This window comes from Streptomyces katrae (assembly GCF_000717655.1).
In the GTDB taxonomy this organism is placed as follows: Bacteria; Actinomycetota; Actinomycetes; order Streptomycetales; family Streptomycetaceae; genus Streptomyces; species Streptomyces katrae_B.
Genome location: NZ_JNZY01000024.1, coordinates 1 through 24449, shown reverse-complemented (window position 1 = coordinate 24449; position 24449 = coordinate 1). Strand labels below are relative to the sequence as shown.

Here is a 24449-nt window from a genome sequence, read left to right as displayed (position 1 = left end):
ACACCGTGACAGGCCTCACGGCACCGTGAACCAGCAGATGTCACCGGAGTCGGGCAACTGGGAATGCGCGTCGATCTCTGCCGCGATTCGCGCCAAAGCCCCGGCCTCGTCCGCATTCCATGGCAGGAAGGGGTCCTGTTCCGACTCCGTCAGGTCTCCCGGTCGTGCCCCGGCGTCGTACAGAGCGGCGACGATCCGCAGGAGCAACGCCAGCTGTTCCTCGAACGTGGCGCCCCGTCCGAGCAGACTCCCCACGGCTCCGCTGACGACAGAGAAGCCGACCCAGTCGTCGTGTGCGTACTGGCTCAGATATTCCAGCTCTCGGCGGTACGCCTCCTGGTTCACGATGTCTCAGTCCCCACGCTGCGGGATGTGGAATGGCTTCATGTCCGGGCCGTCCCCGTCGTTGCAGTCAATCGTCGCTCCGCCGACTTGGAGGGCGAATCGGGCTCCCCGGAGGCGGACGGCCACGGCGTGTCCGGGCCGCCCCGTCCGGCTTCCCCGCGCTGGTGCTGGGTGTTGCCGGTGTGTTCGTGCCAGACAAGGTGACCTGACCGTCGCGGCGTTCTCCGCGGCGAAGGCCCTTGGCCCACGGTACATGGCCGCTTATCCGATGATCCCTCAGTAATATTGCGGTGACGGGGAGTTGGGCCGGGGGGCGAACTTTGAGGGCGGGGGTGGCCGTGGAGGAGGACGCCGGGTCCGGAGGGGCGGCGGGGGCGGGTGTGGCGTCGGGCGCCACCGGTCCGGGGGCCCGTACGGGCTACACACCGCCGCGGTGGGCCTGGTGGCTGGTCGGGCTGGTCGTTCCGGTGGCCGGGGTCCTGGTGACCATGGTGGCGGGACAGCAGCGTGGGGCGGAACTCTCACCGGGGCCGTCGCCCTCGGTGGCCGCGCCGCCGGCCGGTACCGAGAGCCTCTCGCCGTCCACCGACGCCACTGTCCCCGGCACACCGTCCCCGACACCGGCCTCCTCCGCTGCCCCGAGCAGCCCGCCCGCGTCGTCCCCGGCCGGGCGCCCGACCTCTGACGCGGGACCGTCGCCGTCCACGGGGAAGGACCGGGACACCGAGCCGGCGGCGGTACCGGTCGATGTCCCGCTGCGGATCGTGAACCGCAACAGTGGCCTGTGTCTGGCCGTTCCCGGCGCGAGCACCGAGGTCGCCGACCTGAACCAGTTCGGCTGCGGGAACCACCCCGACCACTACTGGCGGATCGAGCCCTGGGGCCAGGGCCCCGCCGGGCCGCTCTACCGCGTGGCCAACGACAACAGCGGACTGTGCGTGGCCGTACCCGCTGCGAACAAGGCCGCCGGTGTCACCGTCAACCAGTTCCCCTGCGGGGAGTACCCCGATCACCTGTGGCGCGTCGCCCCGGAGCCGGCCCGGGACCCCTCGGGCCGCGTCCTGTACCGCTTCGTCAACGACAACAGCGGGCTGTGCCTGAGCGTCGCCCGCGCGGGCACGGAGCAGACGGCGCCCGTGGTCCAGTCGCCGTGTGCAGCCCGGCCCGAGCAGCAGTGGCGCCTCACGCCCCGCTGATGGACCGGGCCGGCGCTCACCGTCAGCGCGGCGGGTACCCGTGGACAGCCGCGCGCCTCCTGCTCCTGTTCGGCATGGCCGACGGCCCCGGGGCTTCTCGGGGCTCCACGACCGCGTTGCGTGGCGGGTGGCCAGGCCGCGCCATCTTGGTGTGGACGGGACGCCGGAGGTCTTGCCCGGCGAGGCAGCGCGCAAGGTCACCCGCCGCCGCCGGCGCGGCGGCGGGTGCGCAGCCGGAAGGATCCGGGGCCTGAGGGCGAGGCAGCGATGGCGCGCGCCGACGTCCGATGCCGCAGGACACCTACGTGCGCACGACCGACGCCGCCACGGCCCGCTTGGCGGACGCACTGAGCTGCCATGCCGTCCGGGGCCATTCGCGGGGCGGCTCGGTATGGCGGTGACGGACGCGATGGAACGCGGGGGCCTGCTCTGCCCGAAGGCCTGGTCTCCCGTTTGGCCCGAATAGTCCGCCATGTCTTAATCGGCGAGTAATGCGTATCGCTTTTCGTGTGGGGTAGGTGGTGGTCGGGCTTGTATTGCCCATGTACTGAGCGGGGTGGAGGTGAGACGAATGGGTGCAGGCAAGAAGGTCAAGAACGCAGGGAAGACCACCAAGGGGAAGCTGAAGGAGACGACGGGCAAGGCTGTAGGGAACGAAAGTCTGGAGGCGAAGGGGCGCTCCGAGCAGGCGCTGGGTGATGCCAAGCAGGCCGCTCAAAAGGCGAAGGACGCACTGAAGCATTGATGGGAGCTGAGTGAGGGTTTCATTCCCGAGGGTGACATGGGGGTGAGGGCCGGTCGGAGACGCTCCGCCGGCCCTCACGTGTGCGCGCCCCCTGCCTTTCGGGAGAGCGCGGGCGGCGCCGTCGGCGCAGCCTCACGAGGCGTTTCGCCGTCGACGTGGGCGAGGCGGGGAAGTTTCGTACTCTTCCTCGTCCGGCTCCTCGTCCTGCTCCTCCGGCTCCTCCGGCTCCTCCTGCTCCTCCGGCTCCTCCGGCTCCTCTTCGGTTTCGTCGGCGTACTCCTCGTCCTCGTAGTCCTCGCTTCCTGCCTCTCCATCCTGCTGGCCCGGCTCCTCGGCCTCGTACCCCTCGTCGTCGTCCTCGGCTCCGTTCTCCTGGTCCTCCTCATCCTCGTACTCGTCCTGGTCCGCGCCCTCGGCTTGCTCTTCCTCGAGGGCTTCCTCATGGCTCTGGACGACTTCGCCGTCGCGGATTTCGCCGCGCCAGCCTTCGGGTTCGTCGGTGGTGAGCATGGTGTAGCGGAGGAAGTGCTTGAGGTCCAGCCGCAGGCGGCGGCCCTGGGCGCGCCACAGGTTGCCTGTCTTTTCGAACAGGCCGGAGGGGTGGTATTCGACGACGATGACGATGCGGGTCAACGTCGGCCCCAGTTCGTGGAAGCTGACGCAGCCGCGCGTGGTGCCCTTGGCGCCCTGCGAGGTCCACACGATGCGGTCGTCGGGTATCTGTTCCTGGACGGTCGCCTTCCAGCTGCGTGAGGAGGGCCCGACCTTGACCTTCCAGTCGCTGTTGGTTTCGTCATCGCGGGAGACGTCGCGGACTCCCTTGGCGAAGCTGCTGAAGTTCTCGTACTGCGTCCAGTGGTCATAGACGGTGCGCAGGGGCAGGCCGACGTCGATCGCCTCGACGATGTTGACCACTTTGCCGCCGCCGCTCTTGCGGCCGCGGCCCTTCCCGAAGGCCTCGGAGAAGGTGTCGGTCACCTTGTCCTTGAGGTTTCCGAGTTGCTGGCCGGCCATGGCCTTCAGAGGCGAGTCGCCTTGCAGGAGGCGGCCGCCGATGCCGGCGATGTCCGAGAGCGAACCGTCGTTGTCGGCGACGTCGTAGAGCTGGTCCGTGACGTCGGAGACCTTGTCGGTGGCCTTGTCGACCAGCTGGTCTGCCTGCGCGGCCAGGAAGCCGGTCAGTTCCTTCAGCAGCTGGTCCAGGCCGGACGTGGACTCCTGTGCGCTGGAGCGGTCTGAGGTTGCCATGGCCTACCTCCGCGTGGACGGCTTGCGGGCCGCGGTCTTCTTGGCGGCCGTCTTACGTGCCGGACTGCGGCTGGTGGTCTTCTTGGCGGGTGTGCTCTGCCCAGCGGTCCTCTTGCGTGGCGCGCTGCCGGTCTTCTTCGCCGCCGCCTTGGACGGAGCTCTCGTGGAAGAGGCGCTCTTCCTGGCGGGCGCGGACTTGGCCGCCTGCCTGCCGCTCGCGGTCTTCTTGGCCGCCGCCTTCTTGCCTGGCGCGGCCTTCTTCGCCGGTGCCTCCCTCGAGGGGGCCGTCTTCTTCGCCGGTGCCCTCCGGGCGGGGGTCGCCTTCTTCGCCGGTGCGGCCTTCTTGGCGGGCGCTGTCTTCCGTGCGGAGGCCGCCTTCTTCGCCGGTGCAGCCTTCTTGGCGGGCCTCGGCCTCTCGGCCTCCCGGGCGGGTGCGGTGCTCCTACCGCTGCGCGCTGCGGGTCGCCGTCGGCGCGGCGGCGCCGGTTCCTCTTCTTCCGCTTCCGGCTCCTCTTCCTCTTCCTCTTCTTCCTCGGGTCCCTCTTCCTCTTCGGCTTCCTCCTCCGGTTCCTCCTCCCCCTCCTCTTCCCCTTCTTCCTCCTCTTCCTCTTCCTCTTCGGCTTCGGGCTCGGCGTAGCCCTCTTCGTCCCCCTCTTCTTCCGCGTATTCCTCGGCTTCCTCGTCCTCGTAGGGCTCCTCGCCCTCGCCCTCGTCCTCGTCCTGGTCCTGCTCTTCGCGGGTGCGACTGCGCTCGCCGCCGCCGGTGAGTTCGAGGGTGCGCTCGTGAAGGGAGTCGGCGAGGTCGGCGAGCTTGCGGTTGGCCGCGGTGACCAGCGCCTGCCGGCCTGCGTCGAGGGCCTCGCCGCGCAGTTGCTCGCCGAGATCGGCGAACTGCGGCATCTCCTTGAGCCGGGAGGCGCCTTCCTTGAGCAGCTGCCCGGGCTCGAGCCCGAAGCGGCGGCCGGCGAGGTAGGTCGCCATGGTGAACGCCAGGCGGCCCTTCTTCGCCCGGCCGAGTACGTAGCCCCCAGCCACAGCGGCTGCGAGCGCGATCTTGGTGGTGTCGTCCATGATCATCCCCTGTCAGGGCGCTCTAGGAACGTCTGGTGCCCACGCGGGCAGCGGGACCCTGGCGTCGCGCACTGGCGGCCGACGAAGCGCGTCCTGCCCGGGCGGCCTTTCTCAAGCTCCTGCCCCCGGTGCGAGACTTATGCGCAGATTTAGTGACATTCTAGTTTCTGTGACGCCGTCTCCCCAAGGGAGTGGTATATGGCCGCAGCGGAACCTGCACGCCCCCGGCGGGCCTCTTCACGCGCTGCCGGTGAGGGCGATCAGCAGGACAGGCATCAGCCCAGGCGCAGCGCGTCCCGGCGCCGTTCGGGCGTGCCCGGCGCGGCGAAGGCGATGCGCGCCGCGGCCGAGCAGCTCGCTGAACTCCTGGGCCGGTTCCCCGACTCCGTCAGCTCGCTCAAGCCGACCGAGGAGGGCTGGGAGGCCCAGGTGGAGGTGGTGGAGCTGGCGCGAATCCCGGACACGACCAGCGTGATGGCCAGCTACCGGGTCGCACTGGACGAGGAGGGCGAGCTGATCTCCTACGAACGCACCCGCCGCTACAGCCGCGGCACGATCGACCGGCCGACCTGACAGCAGGACACGCCGGCGGAAGGAGGCGCCATGACCATGGTGCCGCAGGGCGGCAGCCCCGTCGCCCGAGGGCAAGGAGGCGGTACGAGCAGCCTCTACGACGTCCTGGAGCTCATCCTCGACCGGGGTCTGGTCATCGACGTCTTCGTCCGCGTGTCGTTGGTGGGCATTGAACTCATCAAGATCGACGCGCGGATCGTGGTGGCCAGCGTCGACACCTACCTCCGCTTCGCCGAAGCCTGCAACCGCCTCGACCTCGAAGCGGGCCGCAAGGCCCCCGCCCAGTTGCCCGACGTCATGAGCAACATGCTTGAGGGCGGTGCTCGCGGGAAGACCAAAGGAGCACTGAGCGGAGCCGTCGAAGCGGTGACCGACTCCCTGACCGGCAAATCCTCCACATCCGAGAAGCCGGAACCGGAAGAAGACGAAGAAGAAGTGGAGGAGGCACCCAGGCGACGCCGCCCCGCCCGGCGCCCCGTACGCCGGGAGAAGGAGTAACCGATGCCGCTCTACGTGTACTCGATCACCGCGAAGGACCACCCCCGTCGCCTGGACGGCGTCAGCGGCGTCGGCTCCGAACCCGCCCCGCTGCGCACGGTGACCGCCGGGCCGCTGTGCGCGGTGGTCAGCGACATCAGCGAGGAGATCCGGCCCAAGCGCCGCGATCTGGCCGCGCACCAAGAGGTGCAGGAGCGGTTGATGGCCGATGGGGTGGTCCTGCCACTGCAGTTCGGCTACACCGCCCCCGACGACCTCGCGGTCTCCCAGGCCTTGGAGTCCAACGCCGACGGCTACCTCGGCGCACTCGAACGCCTCGAGGGCTGCGCCGAGTACCACGTGCGGGCATCGCAGGCCGATGAGGCACCGCTGCTGCAGCAGATCCTCGAGGACCTGCCCGAGGCCAGGGATCTCAACGAGCGCATCCGGGGCGGAGACCGGGACCCCGGCCTGCCGCTCGCCCTGGGGGAGCTGGTCGCAGGCGAGGTGCTGGCACGGCAGGAGACCCTGGCAGCCGGACTGACCGAGGCCCTCATTCCCTTCTCCCGCGAATACCTTGCCCGCCCGGCGTCGGGGAGCGACTTCCTCAACCTCTCCCTGCTCGTGCCCGACGAGGAGACGCAGGCTTTCCACGCCGCGCAGGCCAATCTGGCCCGCGAGATCGGCAGCGGCATCGACCTGCGGCTCTCCGGCCCCCTGCCCCCCTACAGCTTCGTCTGACACCCACATCGCACCCCGGCCCCGACGGGAGGAAGACCATGGGACTGCTGACCTACCTCCTGACGCTTCCCCTCGCGCCGGTACGCGCCGTCACCTGGGTCGCCCAGCGTGTCGTCGACAAGGCGGAAGAGGAGTACTACGACCCCGCCCCGATCTGGCAACGCCTCGCCCAGCTGGAGCAGCAGCTGGTCAGCGGGGAGATCGACCAGGAGACCTTTGACCGATGCGAGGACGAACTCATCGGCCGACTGACGGAAATCGCCGATTACCGCAACCAGCTGTCCTGAGTTGAGGCGGGAGCGCCACCGTGACCGAACCTCTGCCCGGCCGCCCCGGAGGGTTCTCCTCCCGCATGCCCGTGCCGTACGGGCAGACCTCCTCCTCGTCCAGCCTCGCCGACATCCTCGAGCGGGTCCTGGACAAGGGCATCGTCATCGCCGGCGACATCCGCATCAACCTTCTCGACATCGAGCTGTTGACCATCAAACTCCGCATCCTGATCGCCTCCGTGGACAAGGCCAAGGAGATGGGCATCGACTGGTGGGAGCACGACCCCTCCCTGTCCTCCCGGCATACGGGCAGCCCCTTGGAGCAGGAAAACCGCCGCCTGCGCGCCGAGCTGGAGGCCCTCCGGGGCGAGATCGCAGGGGCAGAGCCCGAAGAGGAAGTGGAAGGGGAGGCCCGGGAAGAAGAACCCGGCGGCCCGACCAGGCGGCGACGGGGGAGTCAGCAGTGAACACACCCGCCACCCTCACGTACGTCTACGCCGTCACCCGGCGCACGGAGCCCCTTGGCGAGGCCCTCGCCGGCCTGCTCGGCATCGGCCGGGCGCCAGTGCGGCTTCTGCTCCCCACCGCTCTCCCCACCGCTCCCACCGCCCGCGGTTCCGGCGGGCTCGCCTTCGTCGCCAGCGAGGTACCCGAACGCGACTTCAACGAGAGCGCCCTCAAGGACCACTTCGAGGACCTGCAATGGCTTGAGGACGTGGCCCGCACCCATCACGACGTCGTGCAGGCCATTGCGGCCCTCGCGCCTCTCCTGCCCCTGCGCATGGCCACCGTCTACCAGGACGAGAGCCGGGCCCGCCAAGCCCTCACCGCCCAGCACCACACCTTCGCCCGGCTCCTTGACGAGCTGCAAGCACACACCGAATACGGAGTGAAGATCTACCTCACCCCCCCCACCGCGGCCGATGCCCGGTCCGCCGGCGGTGCCACAGCCACATCAGCCGCTCCCACCAGCCCGGGCAAGGCCTACCTGCACGCCCGCCGTGCGCAGCACCACGCCCGCGAAGCGGTGTATGAACAAGCCAAGCAGGCCGCCGACCTCATCGAGGCCATCGCCGCTCGCCACACCACTCGCCGTGCACGCCACGCGCCCCAGCGCGGCGCACTCACCGGACCGCAGGAAAACGTCCTGAACGACGCCTACCTCATCCCCGACGACCAAGCTGAGCCTTTCCGGCGAGCCATTGCCGACGCCGCCCGCAACTTCCCCGACCTGCGGATCGAGGTCACCGGCCCCTGGGCCCCCTACTCCTTCGCCATGTCCGACCCTGACAGCCCCGCCGACCCCCGACAGTCGCCACCATGACCCTTACGGAACACGGAGAACCCCTGCCCGGCCGCCAAGTCGCCCTCGTCGACCTTCTCGACCGGCTCCTCAGCGGTGGGGTCGTCCTCACCGGTGACATCGTCCTGTCCATCGCGGACATCGACCTCGTCCGCATCTCCTTGCGCGCCCTGATCGTCTCCATCAGCTCCGAGACGTCCCCCACCCAGGTGCAGGACGGCGGCCACAGTGCACCCTGAAGGGCCCTCGCCCCCACACCGCCGCGGTCTTCACGACGTGGGCGACAGCCTGACCCACGCCTTTCGCCTCATCCAGGCACCTCCCACGCCCCATGAGCAACCAGCGCGCCCTGCCAGACACCTCAACACCGACCCCGACACCGTCGCAGAAGACCTCCTCAAACTCGTCCTCACCCTCATCGAGCTCCTGCGCCAGCTCATCGAACGCCAGGCCCTGCGCCGCGTCGACGCCGGCGACCTCACCGATGAACAGGAAGAAGAACTCGGCGCGACGCTGCTCGCTCTTCATGACAGCCTCGCCGACCTGTGCGCCGAACACGGCTACGCCCTCGAAGACCTCAACCTCGACCTCGGTCCCCTCGGCCCCCTCCTTCCGCCCCGGGACTGACCCCGTCACCCCGCGCCGCTCGGAGGAGAACGCTGCCGCCCCACCACCTGCACCGGGGGCTACCCGTCCGGGATTCGCCGCTCCATGCGGGTAAGGGGCAGTGACATGGGAAACGAGGAGCAATGAGCAGCAGAGAGAAAATGAAAGCGGCCGCCGAGCAGGTTGTCGGTCGGACGATGAAGAAGACGGCACACGTCATGGGAAACAAGACCAAGCAGGCCAAGGGCGCAGCCCTGGAGGCTCGCGGAAAGGCCAGGCGCCTCAAGGAAAAGGGAAAAGACAAATTCAAGAGGTGAGTTGCGAACCCGTGAAGCGTGGGTGCCACTGATTGTCTGCGTCAGGGCAGGTAGAAAGTACAGCGATCCCCTCGCGAGCGATAGGGTGTAACACGCGAGGAGGAGGCTGTCATGAGTGATGCAGCTGCGACGACGACCCCCCGCGAGCGATACCGCCAGCAGGTGCGTGCCGAGATCAAGGCACGGGCGTGGGAACAGATAGCCGCCGCCGGGACGTGCGGACTCTCGCTCAACGGCATCGCCAAACACATGGGGCTGAGTGGCGCCGCCCTCTACCGGTATTTCACGGGTCGTGAGGAACTGCTCACCGAACTGGTTCGGGACGCCTACCAGAGCCTGGTGGGCACCTTCCGGGCTGCGGCCGCCCGTAATGGCGGTGATCTCGCCGCGTTGGCGCACGCGCTGCGCGGGTGGGCTCTCGACGACCCGCAGCGGTACTTTCTCGTCTTCGGCCCACGGGTACCGGGATACCGCAGCCCCGCCGATGTCACCGCGATGGCCTCGGAGATCATCGGCATCGTCTTCGACGTGTGTGCCGGTGTCACCATGACCGTGGACGGTCGCGCCACGGCGGTCGAAACCCAACCGGAGGACCACGAGGAGAGGCCGACGGCACCTCCTGCGCCGGCCTTGACCCTGCCCCTGGCCCTGCCCTTGGCCGTCTCGTTCTGGACCCGGCTGCACGGTGTCCTCTCCCTGGAGCTCGGCGGCCACTTCGCCGGTTTGGGCCTCGACCCCGCATTGCTCTACGAGGCCGAGCTGGAAATGCTGTCCGCTCGCTGAGCGCGGACTTCGTCGTCACCTTTCCGCGACCCGAACCGACCCCACGTGAACCGACCCCACCCGAACCGACCCGGCCACGACGGCAGGCACGGGGTCCCCGCGCCGCCCCGCGCCCGCGAGAGGCAGCCATGGCAGACGATGCAGGCCCTGCGATCGAGGCAACCCTGTACGAAGCGACGTACTACCAGGGGAACGCCATCACAGTGCGCCCCGACAGGTGGGACGAGGGCGAGGACGCACGCGTGTACTCGCTCGCCTACCTCGGGCTCATCCGACTGGGTTCCCTCAAGGCTCCGGTCGAGTTCACAGAGCCCGACAGCCCCCTCCGTCAGCACGTCCGCGCGGTCACCCGCATCACCGTGTGGGCGTCCAAGCCGGATACCTGGAGGCCCACAACCGATGAGCAGGGCACGACCTGGCAGGAGTACAGCGCCGACACCGCCGATCTCGGCGCTTGGGCGGCGAAGACCGCGTACGTGCGTGTCTGGAGGCAAACGACCGGCGGAGCACCCCACTCGGACACCCTCGAGACGACCGGCCCCCCGCACCCGCTCTTGATCGTGGAGTAGCCGACCCCGTCCGGCGCCGGCGCCACCGAGTCGCTCAGGTGAGGGCAGGCAGGATCTTGTCGCGATAGGCGTCGAAGAAGGCGCTCTGGTCCGGCCCGATCTGTCCGATGTAGACCTCTTCGAAGCCTGCGTCGATGTAGGCCCGGACGGCGGCCACGTGCTCCTCGACGTCGTCGCCACAGGGGACGCTCTCGGAGACCCGATCCCGGGTGACGAGCCGGCTCGCCTGCTCGAAGTGGGCGGGAGTCGGCAAGATCTGGGCCAGTTCGCCCGGCAGGTGCTCGCTCGGCCACAGCCGGTGGGCGGTGTTCACTGCCTTCTCCCGGTCGGCGTCCCAACACACCTTCAGTCCGCCGATGACGGGCTTTCCCTCCCCTCCCGCGTCCCGGAAGCGGCCGATGGCCTCCTGGTCGGGTCCCATGGTGACGAATCCGTCGCCGATCCGCCCGGCGAGTTCCGCCGCCTTCGATCCGAAGCCGGAGACGTGGATCGGCAGACGTCCGTGCGGCGCGGTGTACAGCCGGGCGTTCTCCACGGTGTAGTGCCGTCCCCGGTGGCTGACCTGACGGCCGGTGAAGAGGGCGCGCATCACCTGGACGGCCTCTTCCAGCATTTCGGCGCGCTCGTCGAACGATGGCCAGCGGTCACCGAGGATGTGCTCGTTGAGCGCCTCGCCGGTGCCGACGCCCAGGGCGAACCCACCGTCGAGCAGCCGGCTCGACGTGGCCGCGGCTTGGGCCGTCACCGCTGGATGCAGGCGCATGGTGGGGCAGGTCACCAGAGTGGTCACCGGGAGGTCCACGGTCTGTGACAAGGCCCCGATCATCGACCAGACCAGTGGGCTGTTGCCCTGCGCGTCGTTCCAGGGATGGAAATGGTCGGAGATCGCCAGGCGGGTGAACCCGGCGTCGACGGCCCGGCGAGACTGTTCCAGGAGCTGGCCCGGGGTGAATTCCTCGCAGGCCAGGAAGTACCCGAACGTCGTCATGGGTCTCGCGCCTCCAGGGACGGGGATGTCGGCCCCCTCGTCGACGCGTGCCCCTGGCCCCCGGGGACAAACATCGGAACGGCGCGTCGGCCCTGTGGGAGGGGTCCGCCCCCGGATGCGGTGATCCACGGCCATGGAGCCGTACGCGTCACTGAAAAGGGAGAGCCCGGGCAAGCCGCCCTCGAACGGCGCCTTGCCGGCTGCCCCCTGGTCGCACGGTGTCACCCTTTCGGCTGCGGAGAGATGACGGGTGAGAGGGCGGGGAAGAGGCTGGGCTCATGTCCGCCAAGCTGATCGTCTACCCGCCCGACGAGCAGGGCTGGCGCCGGGTCCGCTACGACGGCACCGCCATCGGGGTCGCGCACCGCCCGGCCGACATCCGCGTCTTTCTCGCTGCCGCCGGGCTGGAGAACGCCGGGGACGTGGACCTCACAGACCCCGACTTCGTGGAGTGGCGCGGAGGCGGCCCCGAGGCGTGGGACCCCTCACGCTGAAGCACCGGCCCCGTTCCTGGCAGGAAACGCTTGCGGCGGCTGAGCCGCTCCCCGCGTGCCTCCGCCGTATCCCACCGCGCCGCCGGAACGGCCTGGGTCAGGGAAGACGTCCGCGCCCGGACACCCTCTGGGCCGGGGCAGCCAGCCGGAGGCGAAGTCGGCTTGGTCGCGTGCGCGCTGCGCCCGGTCCTCGAGGAGCCGGCGGAAGCCGGCGAGTGCATACCGTTCTCCGGCGGCCGCGCGGGACCCCGGGATGCCGGCCACCTCGGCCATTCGCTGCTGGGGCTGCGGCTGCCAGCCGGTGACCAGGACCCTCAGGCCCAGGCGCTCCGTGTGGCGCCGTGCAGCAGCTCCGGGGCAATGCAGGCCGAGGCCAGGAGCCGCCGCCCCTGACAGCGCCGGCCGGGCGGAGGTCACGGTGGGCCGTCCCACCCCGGAAGTCGAGGTTCCAGGCCGGATGCGTCGACCGGAGAACAGGGATTCCCCAAAGATCGCCGAATTCCGGATGAGACGCTCCGCAGCGGGCAGGCGAACCGTGCCGACCACTGGCCGCAACCCGCCCACGCGGCCCCATCCGACCCGGAGGAACGCGTTGACCAGCACGGCTCTCACCCCGGGGGAAGCACTCTCCACGGCTCTCATCGCCCTGCCGGGTGTCTACCGGCCGCAGGCGGACACCCGGCTCCTCGCCCAGGCACTGACCCGAGAGGACCTCGGGCCCCGCAAAGACGTACTGGAGATCGGTACGGGCACCGGAGCACTGGCCCTGCACGCCGCCGCCACGGGAGCCAGGGTCACGGCGGTCGACGTCGCCTGGCCCGCCATCGTGACGGCTCGCCTGAACGCACTGCGCAGACGAGTTCCTTTGCGCGTCCTGCACGGCGACTTCGCGGCCCGCACCGCAGGGCGCCGCTACGACCTGGTCGTGGCCAATCCGCCGTACGTCCCCGCCCCGAGTACCCGATTGCCCTCGCGGGGGCCCGAGAGGGCCTGGGACGCAGGACCCGACGGGCGCGGGGTCATCGACCGGATCTGCGCGCGGGCTCCGGCACTGCTGCGGCCCGGCGGCGTCCTGCTCATGGTGCACTCGGGGATGTGCGGGGCTCAGGAGACCATCGACCGGCTGGCCGTGGGGCGGCTGGCCGCGGAGGTCACCGCCAAGGCCTGCGTGCCCTGGGGGCCCGTCCTGCGGTCGCGGCGGGCCTGGCTGGAGCAGCAGGGCCTGGCGGCCGGCACCGACGAACAGGAGGAGCTGGTGATCATCCGTGCCTGGTACCCCTGACACCACACCGGACCGGGCCGCCGCGCCAGCGCCAGCGCCCACGCCCGCGCCCGCGCGCAGGGTTTCCGTGGAGCCGCAGGGTCCGGTCCTGATCGAAGGTCCGGTGGAGATCGTCCTGGACGACGGGACGCTCGCCCGGTCCGACCGGTTCACGGTCGCCGTGTGCACCTGCCGTCGAAGCCGCGCCTACCCCTGGTGCGACACCAGCCACCGGCGACGCGAGCGAGCCGCCGCGCCTCCCGAAGACAGGAACCCGTCATGACACCGCCCCGCCCGGGCCCGACGACCGCCGTCCGCCCCCGCCTGGTCGACGGACGGGGCGAGCTGTCCGATGCCGTGCTGCGGGCCCTGCGGTCCGGCGGTCCTCCGCAGTACACCCCCGCGGCCGCCCTGAAGGCCGCCCCATGGGGCGAAGACCTCCAGCTCGCCCTCTACCTTCTCTACGAACCGCACTACCGGGGCTTCGACGGGGTGGACGACGCACGCGAATGGGACCCGGACCTGCTGCGGCTGCGTCAAGCGCTGGAAGCCCGCTTCCTGCACGCCCTGCGCTCCGAGCTGTCCCACGCTCCCCGATCGGTGGAGGAGGCCTTCGCCCCCTTGCTCGTCGAGCCACTGGACCTCTCCGGCAGCCTCAGCCACCACCTCGAAACAGCCGGCGAACTCTGGCAGCTGCGCGAGTACGCGGCCTTGCGGTCCCTTTACCACCTCAAGGAGGCGGACCCGCACGCCTGGGTGATCCCCCGGCTCACCGGCAGGGCCAAGGCGGCCATGGTCGCCATCGAGTACGACGAGTTCGGCGCAGGCCACGCCGACCGGATCCACGCGCGGCTCTTCGCGGACCTGATGGCCGACCTCGGATTGGACCCGACGTACGGCCGCTACCTGGACCACGCCCCGGCGCCGCTGCTCGCGACCGTGAACCTGATGTCCCTCTTCGGACTCCACCGGGCCCTGCGGGGTGCCCTCGTCGGCCACTTCGCGTGCGTCGAGGTCACCTCCTCGCCCGGGTCGAGGCGCCTGGCCAAGGCCATGCGGCGGTGCGGGGCCGGAGCCGCGGCCGAGCACTTCTACGCCGAGCACGTCGAGGCCGACGCCGTCCACGAACAGGTCGTACGCCATGAGGTCATCGGCGGGCTCCTCGCCGACGAGCCGAACCTGGAGTGCGACATCGCCTTCGGATGCGCGGCGACCGTCCTGCTGGAGGACCGCCTCGCACACCACATCCGCGTGGCCTGGGACCGGGGGCACAGCGCACTGCGTACGCCGCTGCCCCGAGGGTGAGGGGCCCGGCCGCAGTGCATCGCTGACAGGACGTCGGCCACCCGACCCTCGTCCGCCACCGGCGAGATGCGAGACGAGGAGGGCACGCGCACCATGACCTTGACACCACACCGTCGATGGGAAGGGTTCCGCCATGCCCCGAGGATCCAGTCCGAAGCGCGAGCGCCAGTACGAGCACATCAAGGAGTCCGGCGAGAAGCGCGGCATGTCCGAGGAACGCGCGGAGGAGATGGCCTCGCGCACGGTGAACAAGGAACGCGCCCGATCGGGGGAGAGCAAGACTGCCAGTCGCAGCTCCACGCAAGGCAAGTCCGCCGCACAGCGCGGCGGCGAGAAATCCCGTGGGGGCGGCAGCTCGTCCGGACGCACCAAGGACGAGCTGTACGAGGAGGCGAAGAAGCGTGGCATCGACGGGCGGTCGACCATGACGAAGCAGCAGCTCAAGAACGCCCTCGGCCACGGTTAGGCCAGCGACCGACCACATTGCCCGCCACGGTGGAAGGCCAGTGGGCAGGGCACACGCCCGTCCGGAGGTTGATACTCATGGTCCCCCTGCTTCTCGTACTCCTGCTCATCCTGATTCTCTTCGGTGCCGGTTTCGCGGTGAAGATCCTCTGGTGGATCGCGATCATCGTGCTGGTGCTGTGGCTGATCGGTTTCGTCGCCCGGCCCAAGAGCGGTAACGGACGCTGGTACCGCTGGTAGTGAGCGAGCCCGGCGGAGGTCGGGAGGCATCCGGGCTCGTTGCCCACGGACGGCACCCGTCCGCGGCCGGCTTATCCTCCCGCACCCGCCGGGGCTCCCCACGACGTCTGCCACCACCGTCTTCTCCGCAAGCATCCAGCTGAGTCATGGAATCCGGATCGCCGGGTGTGAGACCGCAGGCGAAGGGCAGGCGCGCTGTTACGAATGGCCGACCCAACCACCACGGAGGGGATTTTCATGACGGAGAACGTGTGGGGCTACCGCGAGACCTCGGGCCGTCTGCAGGGCGTCGACCTGACGGGCTTCAAGGTCGAGGCCGTCGACGGCGGTATCGGCAAGGTGGACAAGCACTCCGACGAGGCCGGCTCCGCGTACATCGTGGTGGACACCGGTCCGTGGATCTTCGGCAAGGAGGTCCTCCTCCCGGCCGGCACCGTATCCCGTATCGACCTGGACGACGAGACGGTCTACGTCGACCGGACGAAGGAACAGATCAAGAACGCGCCCGAGTTCCACCGCGACAAGCACCTGCAGGACGAGGCTTACCGCGCGGAAATCGGCACGTACTACGACATCGGCGGGCCGTTCGGCGGCCGTCTCATCTGATCCGGCGCGCCGTTGCGGCGACGGCACCGTCCGCGAAGCCAGGAGCATGCACGGTGACTGAGCACCAGAAGCACAGGCCGACGACCCCGAGGCCGAAGAGGCAGTCCTGCCGGGCGGTCACGACGCTGAGGCAGGAGACGCGCTGACACCGAGTCCCGATGCCCAACGCCGGGCGGGCAAGCGGGCCCGCTCCGGGCGCTGATCCCGGCAGCAACAGGCCCCGCAGGGCGGCTCCTCGACGGTCAGGCCTCGGGGAGCCGCGTCGGCTGGGCAGTGACGGAAAGAGGAGGCGTGGCCATGAAGGCATCGAAAGTCGCCTACAAGCCGGTCGGGTTGGCTCTCGGCGCCGGCGCCGGCCTGCTGGCCGGGGCGATCTTCAAAAAGGTCTGGAAACTCGCCGGGCACGAGGATGACGCCCCGAACGCGACGGACGAGGATCGGCAGTGGCGCGAGATCCTGATCGCCGCAGCAATTCAGGGCGCGATCTTCGCCCTGGTCAAAGCAGCCGTCCAGAGGTCCGGGGCCGTTGCCGTACGGCGCGTCTCGGGCACTTGGCCGGCCTGAACCGCCGGTGACCTAACCGCCGGTGACCTGCCACCCCGCTGCATGGCCGCATGGCGGAAACGGGCCTCGATCATGGCGTCGTCCGTCGTCCGTCGTCCGGCGTCCGTCGCCTTCGATTTCCGTAGCCTTTCGATGACCGCGCTGCGCATGAGGGAGTCAATCAACATGGCCGCGGGCACCCGCCCGGCGGCGCGGCGGACCGATCGCGCTCGACAACGCCGATCCCGCCGCCGGGCAAGCGCTGATCGCGGGGCGGGGTGCGTCGATCGGCGCGGACGCCTGGCCGGCCGCAGCAGCGGCTGCTCACCGCACCAACCACCGCACACTATCGGCCAGTACGACGCGTGGGGCGCATGGGACGCCCGGCCGGGGGCACTCGAGGCACGGGCGGCGTTCCAGCCCCGTGAAGGCGACGTGTGAAGGAGCGAGATCGTGCTGATGGCTCACCCTGCGGTGCTGGCGCGTCTGGTGGAGGAGTACGAGGTGGTGTCGCAGCACCAGGCCGGAGGCCGTCGGGAACCGCTGCGGCAGCGGCTGGAGGACGTGGTCTACACGCTGTGCGTGTCGACCGGCACGCGCGACATCGACGCCGCGCTGGCCTCGGCCCGGGAACGGATGGGCACCGCCTGGCTCACTGTCGCGGACGGCCCGGAGGCGGTGGCCTGACGGCTCGCCCCGACTCGGAGGGCACCGGCACAGGCGGTCCCGTACCGGGCCCGGGTGGGCCCGGTACGGGACCCCGTCGGGCCGTTGCGCGGGGAGGCACGGCCGGGCGGGAGGGACGGTCAGGCGCCCTCGCCCAGGACGGTGGCGATCAGCTGCCGCTGTTCCTCGGTGAGGTACGGATCCCGTAACTCCACCAGCTTGCCGTCGACGTGGACGACGTAGCTGAACCCGTCCGGCACGGAGTCCCGGTCCGCGGGGCATTCACCACTCAGGGCTCGCTCGGCCAGCTGCTCCAGCTCGGCGCCGTCGCTCCGGTACTCCGTGTCGAGGGAAGCGGTCCGTTCCCTGCCCGCGAACCCGCCGGTACGGGTGACGGTGATCAGCATCGTGAAACCTCCTTGAGTCGAGCGCCGCGCGCGGCCGGCCGGGCCGGCCGGGTCAGGCGGCGCACGGATGGGCACCCTCTCGCCTGCCCCCGAAAGCCCCCCTTGTGCCTCTGCGCACGGCATCGGAGCGAGATGTCCGAAAGTCGCTGGGCCACAGGGATAGGCCGCCCAAGCGGCGCGTCACCCTTCCGTCGCACCGACCACCTCCCACACCGTCGTCCGCTGCACCGGGCCTCGACCGTGTCTCCGCATCGCGCGGTGTAGGAGGTCGAGCCCGGTGGATCATGGTCTTGGTGGGCGGGTAGGGCGCCGACTTCCGCTGGCGGGCGAGGTGGGCGTCCAGGTGCTCTTCTCGCCCCGAGGCACGCGGTGTGGCTCACCGCGCTGGGCATCGGAAGGCAGCGAGGCGGGGCCCTCACCTCTCCTCCTCCAAGCGCGGCGGCCCCGCAGTGCTACTCGTCGCCCCATCCCGCGAGGAGTGAGCGGGCGGGCCGCGGGTAGGCACCGGGTAGCCGTGCTTGTGCCTGTGCGCCGGGTCGGCCTCGGCGCCCTCGAACAGGCACAGCGGCTTCGAGGAGGTGCACGCCATGTCCGCATCGCACCCGGCTTCCGAGCCCGACCCGCGCCTGTGGACCCCACCCGACGCCCAAGAGGGCAGTGGCGGCGTCCCGCCGGGCGAGACCCCGCCCGGGGAGTCGAGCACCGGCTCGGGGGCAGGTCCGTACAGGCCCCTCTCACGCGGTTGGGCCACGGGGCCCCTGCTGGCGATCTGCCTGCTGGCCCTGGTGGTCGCCCTGTTCTTCCTCGCGTACGCCATCATCCTGATGACCTGAGTCGGCAGCATGGGGAGGAGACCCACACGTCCCCGCAATCCGAGTCCGACGAGACGCCCTCCGCCGTCGTGAACGCGAGGCAGCGCCGACTTTTGCTGATACGTCATGCAAAGGCGGTGCCCAAAGGGCGCACGGAGGACTTCGAGCGGGCGCTGAGCGCTCGGTGGCGCGCAGACGCGGCTGCGACGGGCCGGTGGCTGGAGCTGTCCCCGTTCTCGGCCGAGCTGGTGCTGTGCTCCCCGGCGCTGAGGACACGGCAGACGTGGCAGCTCGTCGAGCCGGCGCTGGGGGACCCGCCGCGCCGTGTACGACGAGCGGCTCTACAACGCGGCTCCGAGCGCGTTGATGGCCGTGCTGGCCGACCATGGCGGGGGGCCTCGGCGCTCTTGCCGTCGTGGGTCACAACCCCGGTCTGCACGAACTGGCCTCAGCGCTGTGCGGTGAGGGGCCCTCGGCGCTGCTGGGCCGGCTGAGGTCGGGCTTGCCCACCTCGGGCGTCGTCGTGGTGGACCTTCCGGTCGGCTGGGACGGACTGGCCCGGGGCCTGGGCACCCTGACGGCCTTGTGGCCCCCGGACCGCCCTGAATGAGCCGCCCACGCGACGTACGAGTGCAGGTACGGCCCTGCGTTCAAGGGCTGTACTGAGGTCAGGGTGGCGGTACCGGTGGCCGCGTTGTTGACCAGTACATCGACCGCTACATCGCTACGCCCCGACTCCTCGGCGAGGCACTCGATGGCGTGCCCGGCTGCGTCGCCTTCCTGGCAGGATGCCTCATCGGCCCCGCTGGTGGACTGCTACCCGGCCGGGGGGTACGTCCCGTCCGCGAGGGGGAGATGAAGCGCGGGTGTACGCCGAACGGAGTGGTCGGACGGGTGCCCGGTGTGCGGGCGGACCTGAGGGGTAGCCGACGAATATGTCTCCACTCAAGACGACCCTCGCCCCCTGGACCGACAGCACCCTGCCTCTCCTGGCCCGCGGCTACGCCTGGCTGCCCGACCGGATGCGTGCCACCCACGGCGGGCCGGTCAGGACCAGGCTGCTCGGCCGGCCGGCGATCGCGCTGCGCGGGCCGGCGGCCATCGGCTTCTTCTACGACGAGCGGCACATCCGGCGGACCTTCGCCCTTCCCGACCCCGTGCTCGACACACTCTTCGGGCAAGGTGCCGTACACACCCTGGACGGCGATGCCCACCGCGCCCGCAAGGCGATGTTCCTCGCGCTCCTCAAGGACGGAGCGGGAGTGGCCGCGCTGGCCGAGCAGGTGGCCCTTCAATGGTCCGAGGCGGTCAGCGGCTGGGGCGGTGGCCGACGCGTCGTGCTGTTCGACGAGACCGCGCGCATCCTGGCCCGCTCCGTCTGCACGTGGGTGGGTCTCAGGCTCTCCGACGGGGACGCCCGGCAGATGGCCGAGGACTGCACGGCCATGGTCGACGGCTTCGCCACCCTCGGAGCCCGGCACTGGCGCGCCCGCGCCGCCCGCGCACGCCAGGAGGAGGCCCTCGCCGCCCTGGTCCGCGCCGCCCGCGAGGGAGAGGAGCCGGCGGGCGACGGCGGCACCGCGTTCGAGACGGTGGCCTGGCACCGTGACGCCGACGGCCGGCTGCTCGACCCGCACACGGCAGCCGTCGAACTGCTCAACATCATCCGGCCCACCGTCGCCATCGCCTGGTTCGCCGCCTTCGCCGCGCACGCCCTGCACCGCTGGCCGGCCCACCGGGAGCTGCTCCGCAAGGACACCGAAGGGCAGTACGCGCGCGCGTTCGCCCACGAGGTGCGGCGCTTCTATCCCTTCGCCCCGTTCGTCGGCGGCCTGGCCGCGACCGACCTGACCTGGCAGGGCGAGGCCATCGCGAAGGACACCCTGGTCCTGCTCGACCTGTACGGGCACAACCACGACCCCGAACGGTGGGACGCCCCGTACCGCTTCGATCCCCAGCGTTTCGCCGGACGGGAACCCGGTGCCGACGAGCTCATCCCGCAAGGAGGTGGGGACCCCGCTCGAGGTCACCGCTGCCCCGGCGAGGACGTCACCGTCGCCGTGCTGGCCACGTTCGCAGCGGAACTCGCCGCACTCGACTTCGACGTCCCCGAACAGGACCTGTCCATTCCACTGTCCCGGGTCCCGACCCGCCCGCGCAGCGGATTCGTCCTCACCGCAGCCCGGTCCGGTGTATTGGGTTAGCGAGTGTGACGGTCAGTCGGAATCCCGGGTCCGCCCTTGCCGGTCCGCGCGGCGCTCAGCTGTACGCATCCCGGCGTGGGGCATCCGAGTGTCCGGGTGGTGCCCGGGGCCGGTGGGCGGTCCTCCCAGGGGAGTGGGGGAGAGGTCTGCGGGTTCCTCCCCCGTTTCGAGGAGGGTGTCGGCGGCGCCGACGATCAGGGGGTCGGGCCGGCCGACGGCCGCCTCGTCCTTACTGGCGTAGTCCAGGCGCCACAGCAGGCTGCGCATGGCCTCCAGCCGCCCGCGCCGCTTGTCGTTGCTCTTGACCACGGTCCAGGGGGCATGGACGGTGTCAGTGGCGCGGAACATCTCGATCTTGGCGGTGGTGTAGGCGTCCCAACGGTCCAGGGACGCCACATCGGTGGACGAGAGCTTCCACTGGCGTACGGGGTCGACCTGGCGGATCGCGAAGCGGGTGCGCTGTTCGGCGCGGGAGACCGAGAACCAGAACTTGACCAGCAGGATGCCGTCCTCGACGAGCATCGCTTCGAAGGCCGGACACTGGTGGAGGAACCGCTGGTACTCGGCCTCGGTGCAGAAGCCCATGACCTTCTCCACGCCGGCGCGGTTGTACCAGGAACGGTCGAAGAAGACGATCTCCCCGCGATCGGGCAGGTGCGCGATGTAGCGCTGGAAGTACCACTGGCCGGCTTCCCGCTCGCTCGGCTTGTCCAGGGCCACGATGCGTGCGCCACGGGGGTTGAGCCGTTCCGTGAATCGCTGGATGGTGCCGCCTTTGCCCGCCGCGTCCCTGCCCTCGCAGATCACCACCACGCGGGCCCCGGTGTCCTTGACCCAGCGCTGCAGCTTCAGCAGTTCGATCTGCAGGATCCGCTTCGTCCGCTCGTATTCCGCCCGCCGGACTTTCCGCTCGTAGGGGTAGTTCTCGCGCCAGGTCCGGATCGGAGCTCCGGATCCGTCCAGCAACACCGGCTGCTCCGGCCGGGTCGCGTCCACGCTCAGACCAGCGAGCAGCACCTCCTCGGGCCGCGGGCCGCCCTGTTCCTCGTTCATGCCCTGCGTGTACCCCGCACACGGCTTTGATGCTCCGAACGGGGGTGCGGGTGGGTCTGTTGCCGCGAGGGGCGGCCGTGACTGAGAGTGGAGTGGAGGCAACGGACCTGTTACCGCCGGCGGCTGCCGCCGATGGACCACTCGGACGCACGAAAGAATCGACGCGGTCGCCCGGCTGGGTCCGGAGGGCGCGGCCGAGTCGCTACCGAGGCCAGTCGCGCTCCTGCTGGTCGATCTCGTCCCGCTTGAGTCCACGGACGGTCCTGGTCCTGCGTTCATTGGCCCTGGCCACCCGCTCCGCGTCTGCCGGCGGCTGGGCCCCGGTGCCCGTGCGCGAGGGAACCCCCGGGGTTCGCCCGTGCTCGTCCGCGGTACCCCCTTCGTGCTGCATCCGAGGCCGCCGTACCGTCCCGTCGTTGTTCTCGTTTGCGCCGCCCATGGGCGCACCTCCCTCTACCCACTCGTCGAGCTCCTGGGCCCTTGCGCAGCCCGGTTCCAGCCGCCGACCGCAGTTCTGCCGTACGCCTACCCGGTCACGCACGCTCGAGACGTCCGCGGGGCCGCGCCCGGACCTCCCGATCGGGGCTCGCGGCACGTCAACCGCCCTCGCGGGGAGCTCCGCCGTACGCTCGCGAGATGACCGGGAACGAGATCAAACTCAAGGCCATCGCGGCCCTCACGGGCGTGCGCACCGGTATCGGAACGGACTACGTCTCCTCGCTGCTCGGTGAGGTCACGCCGGCGGAGTTCCTCGTGCCTGCCGAAGCTGATGCGGCCGAGATCGGATTCGCCATGCTGGATCAGCTGTCCGGGCCCCTCAGCGACCTGATCAGCGGGTTCGTGCTGGCCTTCGAGGCGGTCGCAGACGCATTCGACCAGACGGAGTCGGGGATGTCTGCGCAGGAGATCCTGCAGGAGCTCGCCCTGCAACTCGCGAGTGAATCCGACTGATCGAGTCGGCTGCCCGCAGTGGCCCGGGCCGGCCGCTCATCCGTCGGTCGCGCTGGGTACTGCGAGGGGGTCCTTCGGGGCCTTCTTCTTCGCGGCTTCGAGCTGGTCGCCGAGTTCGGTGAGCCGATTGCGCCCCATTGCCTTGCGGACGTCGGGGAACCACTCCTGCTCTTCCTCTTCGACGTGGTGCCGTACGTTCTCCATCAGGACGCTCATCTTGGCCTTGAAGCGTTCGTCGGAAGGGTCCATACCCTTGAGCTCGGACAGCATCCACACCACGGCGTGATGCTCCTCGATGCTCTCCAGAATGTGGTCGGTGGTGTCGGGGGCGGCCTCGCGGGCGGCGGGGTAGAAGATCTGCTCCTCGATCCAGGCGTGCACGGTCAGTTCTTCGATCACCTCGTCGGCAATTTTCCGCCGCTCGGTGAGAGCGTCGTCGCCGCTCTTCTCGAACCTCTTGAACAGCTTCTCGACCGTCTTGTGGTCCTCGCGCAGCAGTACGATCGCGTCCATCGCCGTCTCCTGGGTCGTGGCGTACGAGCAACGGTGCCGACCGGGCACCAGCGCAACCATTGCCCGCCCGCGCGCCGCGGATCGTGCTTGTCGTGGAGGACACACGGGGAGACGCCCGCCTGGAGCAGTGGCGGCGGCGTTGCAGTACCAGTCCTCGGTGCGGCCACTCGGCTCGGTGGAGGACGGGGACGCCCCGGTCGCCCGCCCCCGCTGGCCGACGGCGCGGTCACGGGTGAGCATCGAACGGTCGGAGCCGACGGAGCCCACCGGAAGGACGCCCATGAAGAGCGGTTCGCTCGCCGAGATCGATGCCGTGGTCCGCGACGGAAGGATCGTGATGTCGGGGGACGACAGCGCGGTCGTGGCGGCCGTGCAGGACGCGTTGAAGGCCGGCAGATCGGTGACGTTCTACCTCTCCCACGGACAGGCCGAGGCGTTCAAGGCGTGGTACTGGAGCCCGAGACGGGTCAAGGACCGGGGCATGGAGCCCGTATCGCGCGAGGAGCGGGAGAGGATCACCTCGGAGCTGGGGGTCAAGGACATCGGGCCCGCCCACTCCAACCGCATCGACTGCGAGTGCGGGGCCCAGTACGGCGCCTTCGAGTTCATCGGACAGGGCATCAAGGAGCACGGCAAGGAGTCCGTGGACGCCGTCCTGGCCCTGGAGAACACCTACGTCCTGCGGGTGAACCCGGTGACGCCCGCGGTCTGCGCCGCCTGCGGCGCACGCATCCTGGTCGGCCACGAGTACGACATGACCAACAGGTACGGATGCAGCCGCTCCGAGAACCCGGTGTGACATGACTTCGCCTGGCACCTGGCAGGTGGCGGTCTTACAAGATCGGCACCAGCGAGGCGCAGTCCGCACCGGGCCGGGCCGGCCACGCGTCCGCCCTGACCGCGTGCGGGCCGACAAGGCGTACGCCTCCCGCAAGAACCGCGCTTACCTGCGCCGCCGGGGAATCCGCTGCGCCATCCCGGACAAGGCAGACCAAGCCCGCAAGGTACGACAAGCTCGCGGTCCGCTACGAGGCGACCGTCCTCGTAGCGGCCATCAACGAGTGGCTGTGACCAGCGGTCATACGAAACCGGTCAGGATTGCGCGTGGGCGTCAGGAACTCATCGCGGCTCGGTCGGACTCACTGCGGAGAACGCAGAATTCGTTGCCCTCGGGGTCAGCAAGGACTGCCCACCCAGAGCCATCGGGATTCCGGTGATCGGTGACAAGGGTGGCACCGAGGCCCAGCAGCCGTTCCACCTCCTGCTCACGTGATGTCTCAGGCCGCAAACACAGATGGATCCGGTTCTTGACCTTCTTGGCCTCGGGCACCTGGTTGAAGTACAGCACTGGGCCCTCCGCCAGCAGCACCTGAGTCTCCCGGTCACCCGGTTTGTCCTCCGGATGTAGTGGACGGTCAGTCACTCTGCTCCAGAACCGGGCCAGCCCGTAGGCATCCGCACAGTCAATCGCCACGTTCTGCAATACCGAAACCATGCGTGTGATCCTTCCTCACTTCCCCTTCCAGGCGCCACCGAGTTGCACTCAGCCTTGGCGCACACGGCTCAGGCGCATGGCAGCACTTTCGACACATGGCCTATCTTGATCTTTAACGTCCGAGGTCGAACGGTGCCTCGTACTTGATCACTCGGTTCGGTAACCGCCGTACGCGGAAACGGCCTTCGTCTGGATCATGTGCT

36 protein-coding genes and 1 pseudogene are annotated in these 24449 nt (G+C 69.9%); 28 read left to right on the top strand and 9 right to left on the bottom strand.

Annotation, left to right across the window (positions count from 1 at the left end):
• Window positions 1–15: 15 nt before the first annotated feature.
• Complete coding sequence (locus IF09_RS0125995) at window positions 16–345, bottom strand: hypothetical protein (RefSeq protein WP_051832899.1); 330 nt, start codon at window positions 343–345, stop codon at window positions 16–18.
• A 418-nt stretch (window positions 346–763) separates the two neighbouring features.
• Complete coding sequence (locus IF09_RS45855) at window positions 764–1120, bottom strand: hypothetical protein (protein ID WP_158710056.1); 357 nt, start codon at window positions 1118–1120, stop codon at window positions 764–766.
• Here IF09_RS45855 and IF09_RS41990 point away from each other — a divergent pair.
• On the top strand, window positions 1110–1541 hold the full coding sequence (locus IF09_RS41990; RefSeq protein ID WP_158710055.1) for an RICIN domain-containing protein: 432 nt from the start codon (window positions 1110–1112) through the stop codon (window positions 1539–1541). The genes IF09_RS45855 and IF09_RS41990 overlap by 11 nt on opposite strands.
• Before the next feature lie 571 nt (window positions 1542–2112).
• Window positions 2113–2286, top strand: coding sequence for a CsbD family protein (locus tag IF09_RS0125985; RefSeq protein ID WP_030299636.1), 174 nt, complete (start codon window positions 2113–2115; stop codon window positions 2284–2286).
• Between the two features lie 132 nt (window positions 2287–2418).
• Here IF09_RS0125985 and IF09_RS0125980 read toward each other — a convergent pair whose 3' ends face one another.
• Both IF09_RS0125980 and IF09_RS45850 read right to left on the bottom strand, forming a co-directional pair.
• Window positions 2419–3534, bottom strand: coding sequence for an SRPBCC family protein (locus IF09_RS0125980; RefSeq protein WP_030299634.1), 1116 nt, complete (start codon window positions 3532–3534; stop codon window positions 2419–2421).
• A 3-nt stretch (window positions 3535–3537) separates the two neighbouring features.
• A complete protein-coding gene (locus IF09_RS45850) occupies window positions 3538–4605 on the bottom strand; it encodes a hypothetical protein (protein WP_030299632.1) in 1068 nt (355 codons plus the stop codon).
• Window positions 4606–4803: 198 nt separating this feature from the next.
• Here IF09_RS45850 and IF09_RS0125970 point away from each other — a divergent pair, with 198 nt between their 5' ends.
• From IF09_RS0125970 to IF09_RS0125925, 11 genes are all read left to right on the top strand, one after another.
• Window positions 4804–5178, top strand: coding sequence for a gas vesicle protein (locus tag IF09_RS0125970; protein ID WP_030299631.1), 375 nt, complete (start codon window positions 4804–4806; stop codon window positions 5176–5178).
• 30 nt (window positions 5179–5208) lie between these two features.
• The gene (locus IF09_RS0125965) at window positions 5209–5676 is read left to right on the top strand and encodes a gas vesicle structural protein GvpA (RefSeq protein ID WP_030299630.1); all 468 of its coding nucleotides are present in this window, start codon (window positions 5209–5211) and stop codon (window positions 5674–5676) included.
• A gap of 3 nt (window positions 5677–5679) precedes the next feature.
• Window positions 5680–6396 carry a GvpL/GvpF family gas vesicle protein gene (locus tag IF09_RS0125960; protein WP_030299628.1) on the top strand — a complete coding sequence of 239 codons (717 nt, stop codon included), beginning with the start codon at window positions 5680–5682 and terminating at the stop codon, window positions 6394–6396.
• Between the two features lie 38 nt (window positions 6397–6434).
• Window positions 6435–6683 carry a gas vesicle protein GvpG gene (locus IF09_RS0125955; protein ID WP_030299627.1) on the top strand — a complete coding sequence of 83 codons (249 nt, stop codon included), beginning with the start codon at window positions 6435–6437 and terminating at the stop codon, window positions 6681–6683.
• Window positions 6684–6703: 20 nt separating this feature from the next.
• Window positions 6704–7132, top strand: coding sequence for a gas vesicle protein (locus IF09_RS0125950; RefSeq protein ID WP_418953076.1), 429 nt, complete (start codon window positions 6704–6706; stop codon window positions 7130–7132).
• Window positions 7129–7989: a GvpL/GvpF family gas vesicle protein gene (locus IF09_RS0125945; RefSeq protein WP_037636015.1), complete on the top strand. Its 861-nt coding sequence runs from the start codon at window positions 7129–7131 to the stop codon at window positions 7987–7989. Before IF09_RS0125950 ends, IF09_RS0125945 begins: the two co-directional genes overlap by 4 nt.
• Window positions 7986–8207, top strand: coding sequence for a gas vesicle protein (locus IF09_RS0125940; RefSeq protein ID WP_030299622.1), 222 nt, complete (start codon window positions 7986–7988; stop codon window positions 8205–8207). The genes IF09_RS0125945 and IF09_RS0125940 overlap by 4 nt, the downstream gene beginning before the upstream one ends.
• 37 nt (window positions 8208–8244) lie before the next feature.
• Entirely contained in the window at window positions 8245–8595 is a 351-nt protein-coding gene (locus IF09_RS43460; protein ID WP_234321151.1) for a gas vesicle protein K, read from the top strand.
• 122 nt (window positions 8596–8717) lie between these two features.
• Window positions 8718–8891 (top strand): hypothetical protein, encoded by a 174-nt coding sequence (locus IF09_RS46405; RefSeq protein ID WP_199920482.1) that lies wholly within the window; start codon window positions 8718–8720, stop codon window positions 8889–8891.
• Window positions 8892–9002: 111 nt separating this feature from the next.
• Window positions 9003–9674, top strand: coding sequence for a TetR/AcrR family transcriptional regulator (locus IF09_RS0125930; RefSeq protein WP_030299620.1), 672 nt, complete (start codon window positions 9003–9005; stop codon window positions 9672–9674).
• Between the two features lie 128 nt (window positions 9675–9802).
• On the top strand, window positions 9803–10243 hold the full coding sequence (locus tag IF09_RS0125925; RefSeq protein WP_030299619.1) for a hypothetical protein: 441 nt from the start codon (window positions 9803–9805) through the stop codon (window positions 10241–10243).
• A gap of 34 nt (window positions 10244–10277) precedes the next feature.
• Here IF09_RS0125925 and IF09_RS0125920 read toward each other — a convergent pair whose 3' ends face one another.
• The gene (locus IF09_RS0125920; protein ID WP_030299617.1) at window positions 10278–11231 is read right to left on the bottom strand and encodes a TIGR03557 family F420-dependent LLM class oxidoreductase; all 954 of its coding nucleotides are present in this window, start codon (window positions 11229–11231) and stop codon (window positions 10278–10280) included.
• A 278-nt stretch (window positions 11232–11509) separates the two neighbouring features.
• On the opposite strand from IF09_RS0125920, the gene IF09_RS0125915 reads away from it, so the two are divergent.
• From IF09_RS0125915 to IF09_RS0125870, 9 genes are all read left to right on the top strand, one after another.
• On the top strand, window positions 11510–11725 hold the full coding sequence (locus IF09_RS0125915) for a hypothetical protein (protein ID WP_030299615.1): 216 nt from the start codon (window positions 11510–11512) through the stop codon (window positions 11723–11725).
• 592 nt (window positions 11726–12317) lie between these two features.
• Window positions 12318–13007 carry a HemK2/MTQ2 family protein methyltransferase gene (locus IF09_RS0125905; protein ID WP_030299611.1) on the top strand — a complete coding sequence of 230 codons (690 nt, stop codon included), beginning with the start codon at window positions 12318–12320 and terminating at the stop codon, window positions 13005–13007.
• Window positions 12991–13269, top strand: a complete 279-nt coding sequence (locus tag IF09_RS43450) for a CDGSH iron-sulfur domain-containing protein (protein ID WP_078613458.1) — start codon at window positions 12991–12993, stop codon at window positions 13267–13269. The genes IF09_RS0125905 and IF09_RS43450 overlap by 17 nt, the downstream gene beginning before the upstream one ends.
• Window positions 13266–14291 carry an iron-containing redox enzyme family protein gene (locus tag IF09_RS0125900; protein ID WP_030299610.1) on the top strand — a complete coding sequence of 342 codons (1026 nt, stop codon included), beginning with the start codon at window positions 13266–13268 and terminating at the stop codon, window positions 14289–14291. The genes IF09_RS43450 and IF09_RS0125900 overlap by 4 nt, the downstream gene beginning before the upstream one ends.
• 133 nt (window positions 14292–14424) lie before the next feature.
• Window positions 14425–14757: a hypothetical protein gene (locus tag IF09_RS0125895; RefSeq protein ID WP_030299608.1), complete on the top strand. Its 333-nt coding sequence runs from the start codon at window positions 14425–14427 to the stop codon at window positions 14755–14757.
• A gap of 77 nt (window positions 14758–14834) precedes the next feature.
• Window positions 14835–14996: a DUF5670 family protein gene (locus tag IF09_RS0125890; RefSeq protein ID WP_030299606.1), complete on the top strand. Its 162-nt coding sequence runs from the start codon at window positions 14835–14837 to the stop codon at window positions 14994–14996.
• A gap of 237 nt (window positions 14997–15233) precedes the next feature.
• The gene (locus tag IF09_RS0125885) at window positions 15234–15602 is read left to right on the top strand and encodes a PRC-barrel domain-containing protein (RefSeq protein ID WP_030299605.1); all 369 of its coding nucleotides are present in this window, start codon (window positions 15234–15236) and stop codon (window positions 15600–15602) included.
• Window positions 15603–15899: 297 nt separating this feature from the next.
• Window positions 15900–16166 (top strand): DUF4235 domain-containing protein, encoded by a 267-nt coding sequence (locus tag IF09_RS0125875; RefSeq protein ID WP_030299603.1) that lies wholly within the window; start codon window positions 15900–15902, stop codon window positions 16164–16166.
• A gap of 432 nt (window positions 16167–16598) precedes the next feature.
• Complete coding sequence (locus IF09_RS0125870; protein WP_030299601.1) at window positions 16599–16832, top strand: DUF5133 domain-containing protein; 234 nt, start codon at window positions 16599–16601, stop codon at window positions 16830–16832.
• 119 nt (window positions 16833–16951) lie between these two features.
• Here IF09_RS0125870 and IF09_RS0125865 read toward each other — a convergent pair whose 3' ends face one another.
• A complete protein-coding gene (locus IF09_RS0125865; protein ID WP_030299600.1) occupies window positions 16952–17218 on the bottom strand; it encodes a protealysin inhibitor emfourin in 267 nt (88 codons plus the stop codon).
• Window positions 17219–17805: 587 nt separating this feature from the next.
• Between IF09_RS0125865 and IF09_RS0125860 the strand changes: the two genes are divergently transcribed.
• From IF09_RS0125860 to IF09_RS0125850, 3 genes are all read left to right on the top strand, one after another.
• The gene (locus IF09_RS0125860; RefSeq protein ID WP_030299599.1) at window positions 17806–18051 is read left to right on the top strand and encodes a DUF6480 family protein; all 246 of its coding nucleotides are present in this window, start codon (window positions 17806–17808) and stop codon (window positions 18049–18051) included.
• Window positions 18052–18445: 394 nt separating this feature from the next.
• Window positions 18446–18640, top strand: coding sequence for a hypothetical protein (locus IF09_RS47280; protein ID WP_234321163.1), 195 nt, complete (start codon window positions 18446–18448; stop codon window positions 18638–18640).
• A gap of 325 nt (window positions 18641–18965) precedes the next feature.
• Window positions 18966–20234: a cytochrome P450 gene (locus tag IF09_RS0125850; RefSeq protein WP_030299598.1), complete on the top strand. Its 1269-nt coding sequence runs from the start codon at window positions 18966–18968 to the stop codon at window positions 20232–20234.
• A 12-nt stretch (window positions 20235–20246) separates the two neighbouring features.
• On the opposite strand, the gene ppk2 is transcribed toward IF09_RS0125850, so the two are convergent.
• Window positions 20247–21287: a polyphosphate kinase 2 gene (gene ppk2, locus IF09_RS0125845; RefSeq protein ID WP_051832895.1), complete on the bottom strand. Its 1041-nt coding sequence runs from the start codon at window positions 21285–21287 to the stop codon at window positions 20247–20249.
• Window positions 21288–21923: 636 nt separating this feature from the next.
• Here ppk2 and IF09_RS0125835 point away from each other — a divergent pair.
• A complete protein-coding gene (locus IF09_RS0125835) occupies window positions 21924–22238 on the top strand; it encodes a hypothetical protein (protein ID WP_030299594.1) in 315 nt (104 codons plus the stop codon).
• Window positions 22239–22274: 36 nt separating this feature from the next.
• On the opposite strand, the gene IF09_RS0125830 is transcribed toward IF09_RS0125835, so the two are convergent.
• On the bottom strand, window positions 22275–22751 hold the full coding sequence (locus IF09_RS0125830) for a hemerythrin domain-containing protein (protein ID WP_030299592.1): 477 nt from the start codon (window positions 22749–22751) through the stop codon (window positions 22275–22277).
• Between the two features lie 280 nt (window positions 22752–23031).
• Here IF09_RS0125830 and IF09_RS0125825 point away from each other — a divergent pair, with 280 nt between their 5' ends.
• Together IF09_RS0125825 and IF09_RS48560 are read left to right on the top strand one after the other, a co-directional pair.
• Window positions 23032–23550 carry a hypothetical protein gene (locus IF09_RS0125825; protein WP_030299591.1) on the top strand — a complete coding sequence of 173 codons (519 nt, stop codon included), beginning with the start codon at window positions 23032–23034 and terminating at the stop codon, window positions 23548–23550.
• A gap of 64 nt (window positions 23551–23614) precedes the next feature.
• Window positions 23615–23822 (top strand): annotated as a pseudogene (locus tag IF09_RS48560) (IS5/IS1182 family transposase); the annotation flags it as partial.
• Between the two features lie 40 nt (window positions 23823–23862).
• Here the strand turns inward: IF09_RS48560 and IF09_RS0125820 are convergent.
• Window positions 23863–24246 carry a VOC family protein gene (locus IF09_RS0125820; RefSeq protein ID WP_030299589.1) on the bottom strand — a complete coding sequence of 128 codons (384 nt, stop codon included), beginning with the start codon at window positions 24244–24246 and terminating at the stop codon, window positions 23863–23865.
• Between the last annotated feature and the right edge of the window lie 203 nt (window positions 24247–24449).

Bases quoted from the DNA above. Each gene is read 5' to 3' on its own strand.
- IF09_RS0125835 (WP_030299594.1), top strand. From the start codon at position 21,924: ATGACCGGGAACGAGATCAAACTCAAGGCCATCGCGGCCCTCACGGGC.
- IF09_RS0125920 (WP_030299617.1), bottom strand. From the start codon at position 11,231: ATGACGACGTTCGGGTACTTCCTGGCCTGCGAGGAATTCACCCCGGGC.
- IF09_RS0125980 (WP_030299634.1), bottom strand. From the start codon at position 3,534: ATGGCAACCTCAGACCGCTCCAGCGCACAGGAGTCCACGTCCGGCCTG.
- IF09_RS0125825 (WP_030299591.1), top strand. From the start codon at position 23,032: ATGAAGAGCGGTTCGCTCGCCGAGATCGATGCCGTGGTCCGCGACGGA.
- IF09_RS0125885 (WP_030299605.1), top strand. From the start codon at position 15,234: ATGACGGAGAACGTGTGGGGCTACCGCGAGACCTCGGGCCGTCTGCAG.
- IF09_RS0125960 (WP_030299628.1), top strand. From the start codon at position 5,680: ATGCCGCTCTACGTGTACTCGATCACCGCGAAGGACCACCCCCGTCGC.
- IF09_RS0125940 (WP_030299622.1), top strand. From the start codon at position 7,986: ATGACCCTTACGGAACACGGAGAACCCCTGCCCGGCCGCCAAGTCGCC.
- IF09_RS0125830 (WP_030299592.1), bottom strand. From the start codon at position 22,751: ATGGACGCGATCGTACTGCTGCGCGAGGACCACAAGACGGTCGAGAAG.
- IF09_RS0125860 (WP_030299599.1), top strand. From the start codon at position 17,806: ATGTCCGCATCGCACCCGGCTTCCGAGCCCGACCCGCGCCTGTGGACC.
- IF09_RS0125895 (WP_030299608.1), top strand. From the start codon at position 14,425: ATGCCCCGAGGATCCAGTCCGAAGCGCGAGCGCCAGTACGAGCACATC.
- IF09_RS0125900 (WP_030299610.1), top strand. From the start codon at position 13,266: ATGACACCGCCCCGCCCGGGCCCGACGACCGCCGTCCGCCCCCGCCTG.
- IF09_RS0125890 (WP_030299606.1), top strand. From the start codon at position 14,835: ATGGTCCCCCTGCTTCTCGTACTCCTGCTCATCCTGATTCTCTTCGGT.
- IF09_RS0125955 (WP_030299627.1), top strand. From the start codon at position 6,435: ATGGGACTGCTGACCTACCTCCTGACGCTTCCCCTCGCGCCGGTACGC.
- IF09_RS0125875 (WP_030299603.1), top strand. From the start codon at position 15,900: ATGAAGGCATCGAAAGTCGCCTACAAGCCGGTCGGGTTGGCTCTCGGC.
- IF09_RS0125915 (WP_030299615.1), top strand. From the start codon at position 11,510: ATGTCCGCCAAGCTGATCGTCTACCCGCCCGACGAGCAGGGCTGGCGC.
- IF09_RS45850 (WP_030299632.1), bottom strand. From the start codon at position 4,605: ATGGACGACACCACCAAGATCGCGCTCGCAGCCGCTGTGGCTGGGGGC.
- IF09_RS0125970 (WP_030299631.1), top strand. From the start codon at position 4,804: ATGGCCGCAGCGGAACCTGCACGCCCCCGGCGGGCCTCTTCACGCGCT.
- IF09_RS0125925 (WP_030299619.1), top strand. From the start codon at position 9,803: ATGGCAGACGATGCAGGCCCTGCGATCGAGGCAACCCTGTACGAAGCG.
- IF09_RS0125850 (WP_030299598.1), top strand. From the start codon at position 18,966: ATGTCTCCACTCAAGACGACCCTCGCCCCCTGGACCGACAGCACCCTG.
- ppk2 (WP_051832895.1), bottom strand. From the start codon at position 21,287: ATGAACGAGGAACAGGGCGGCCCGCGGCCCGAGGAGGTGCTGCTCGCT.
- IF09_RS0125965 (WP_030299630.1), top strand. From the start codon at position 5,209: ATGACCATGGTGCCGCAGGGCGGCAGCCCCGTCGCCCGAGGGCAAGGA.
- IF09_RS0125930 (WP_030299620.1), top strand. From the start codon at position 9,003: ATGAGTGATGCAGCTGCGACGACGACCCCCCGCGAGCGATACCGCCAG.
- IF09_RS0125985 (WP_030299636.1), top strand. From the start codon at position 2,113: ATGGGTGCAGGCAAGAAGGTCAAGAACGCAGGGAAGACCACCAAGGGG.
- IF09_RS0125820 (WP_030299589.1), bottom strand. From the start codon at position 24,246: ATGGTTTCGGTATTGCAGAACGTGGCGATTGACTGTGCGGATGCCTAC.
- IF09_RS0125865 (WP_030299600.1), bottom strand. From the start codon at position 17,218: ATGCTGATCACCGTCACCCGTACCGGCGGGTTCGCGGGCAGGGAACGG.
- IF09_RS46405 (WP_199920482.1), top strand. From the start codon at position 8,718: ATGAGCAGCAGAGAGAAAATGAAAGCGGCCGCCGAGCAGGTTGTCGGT.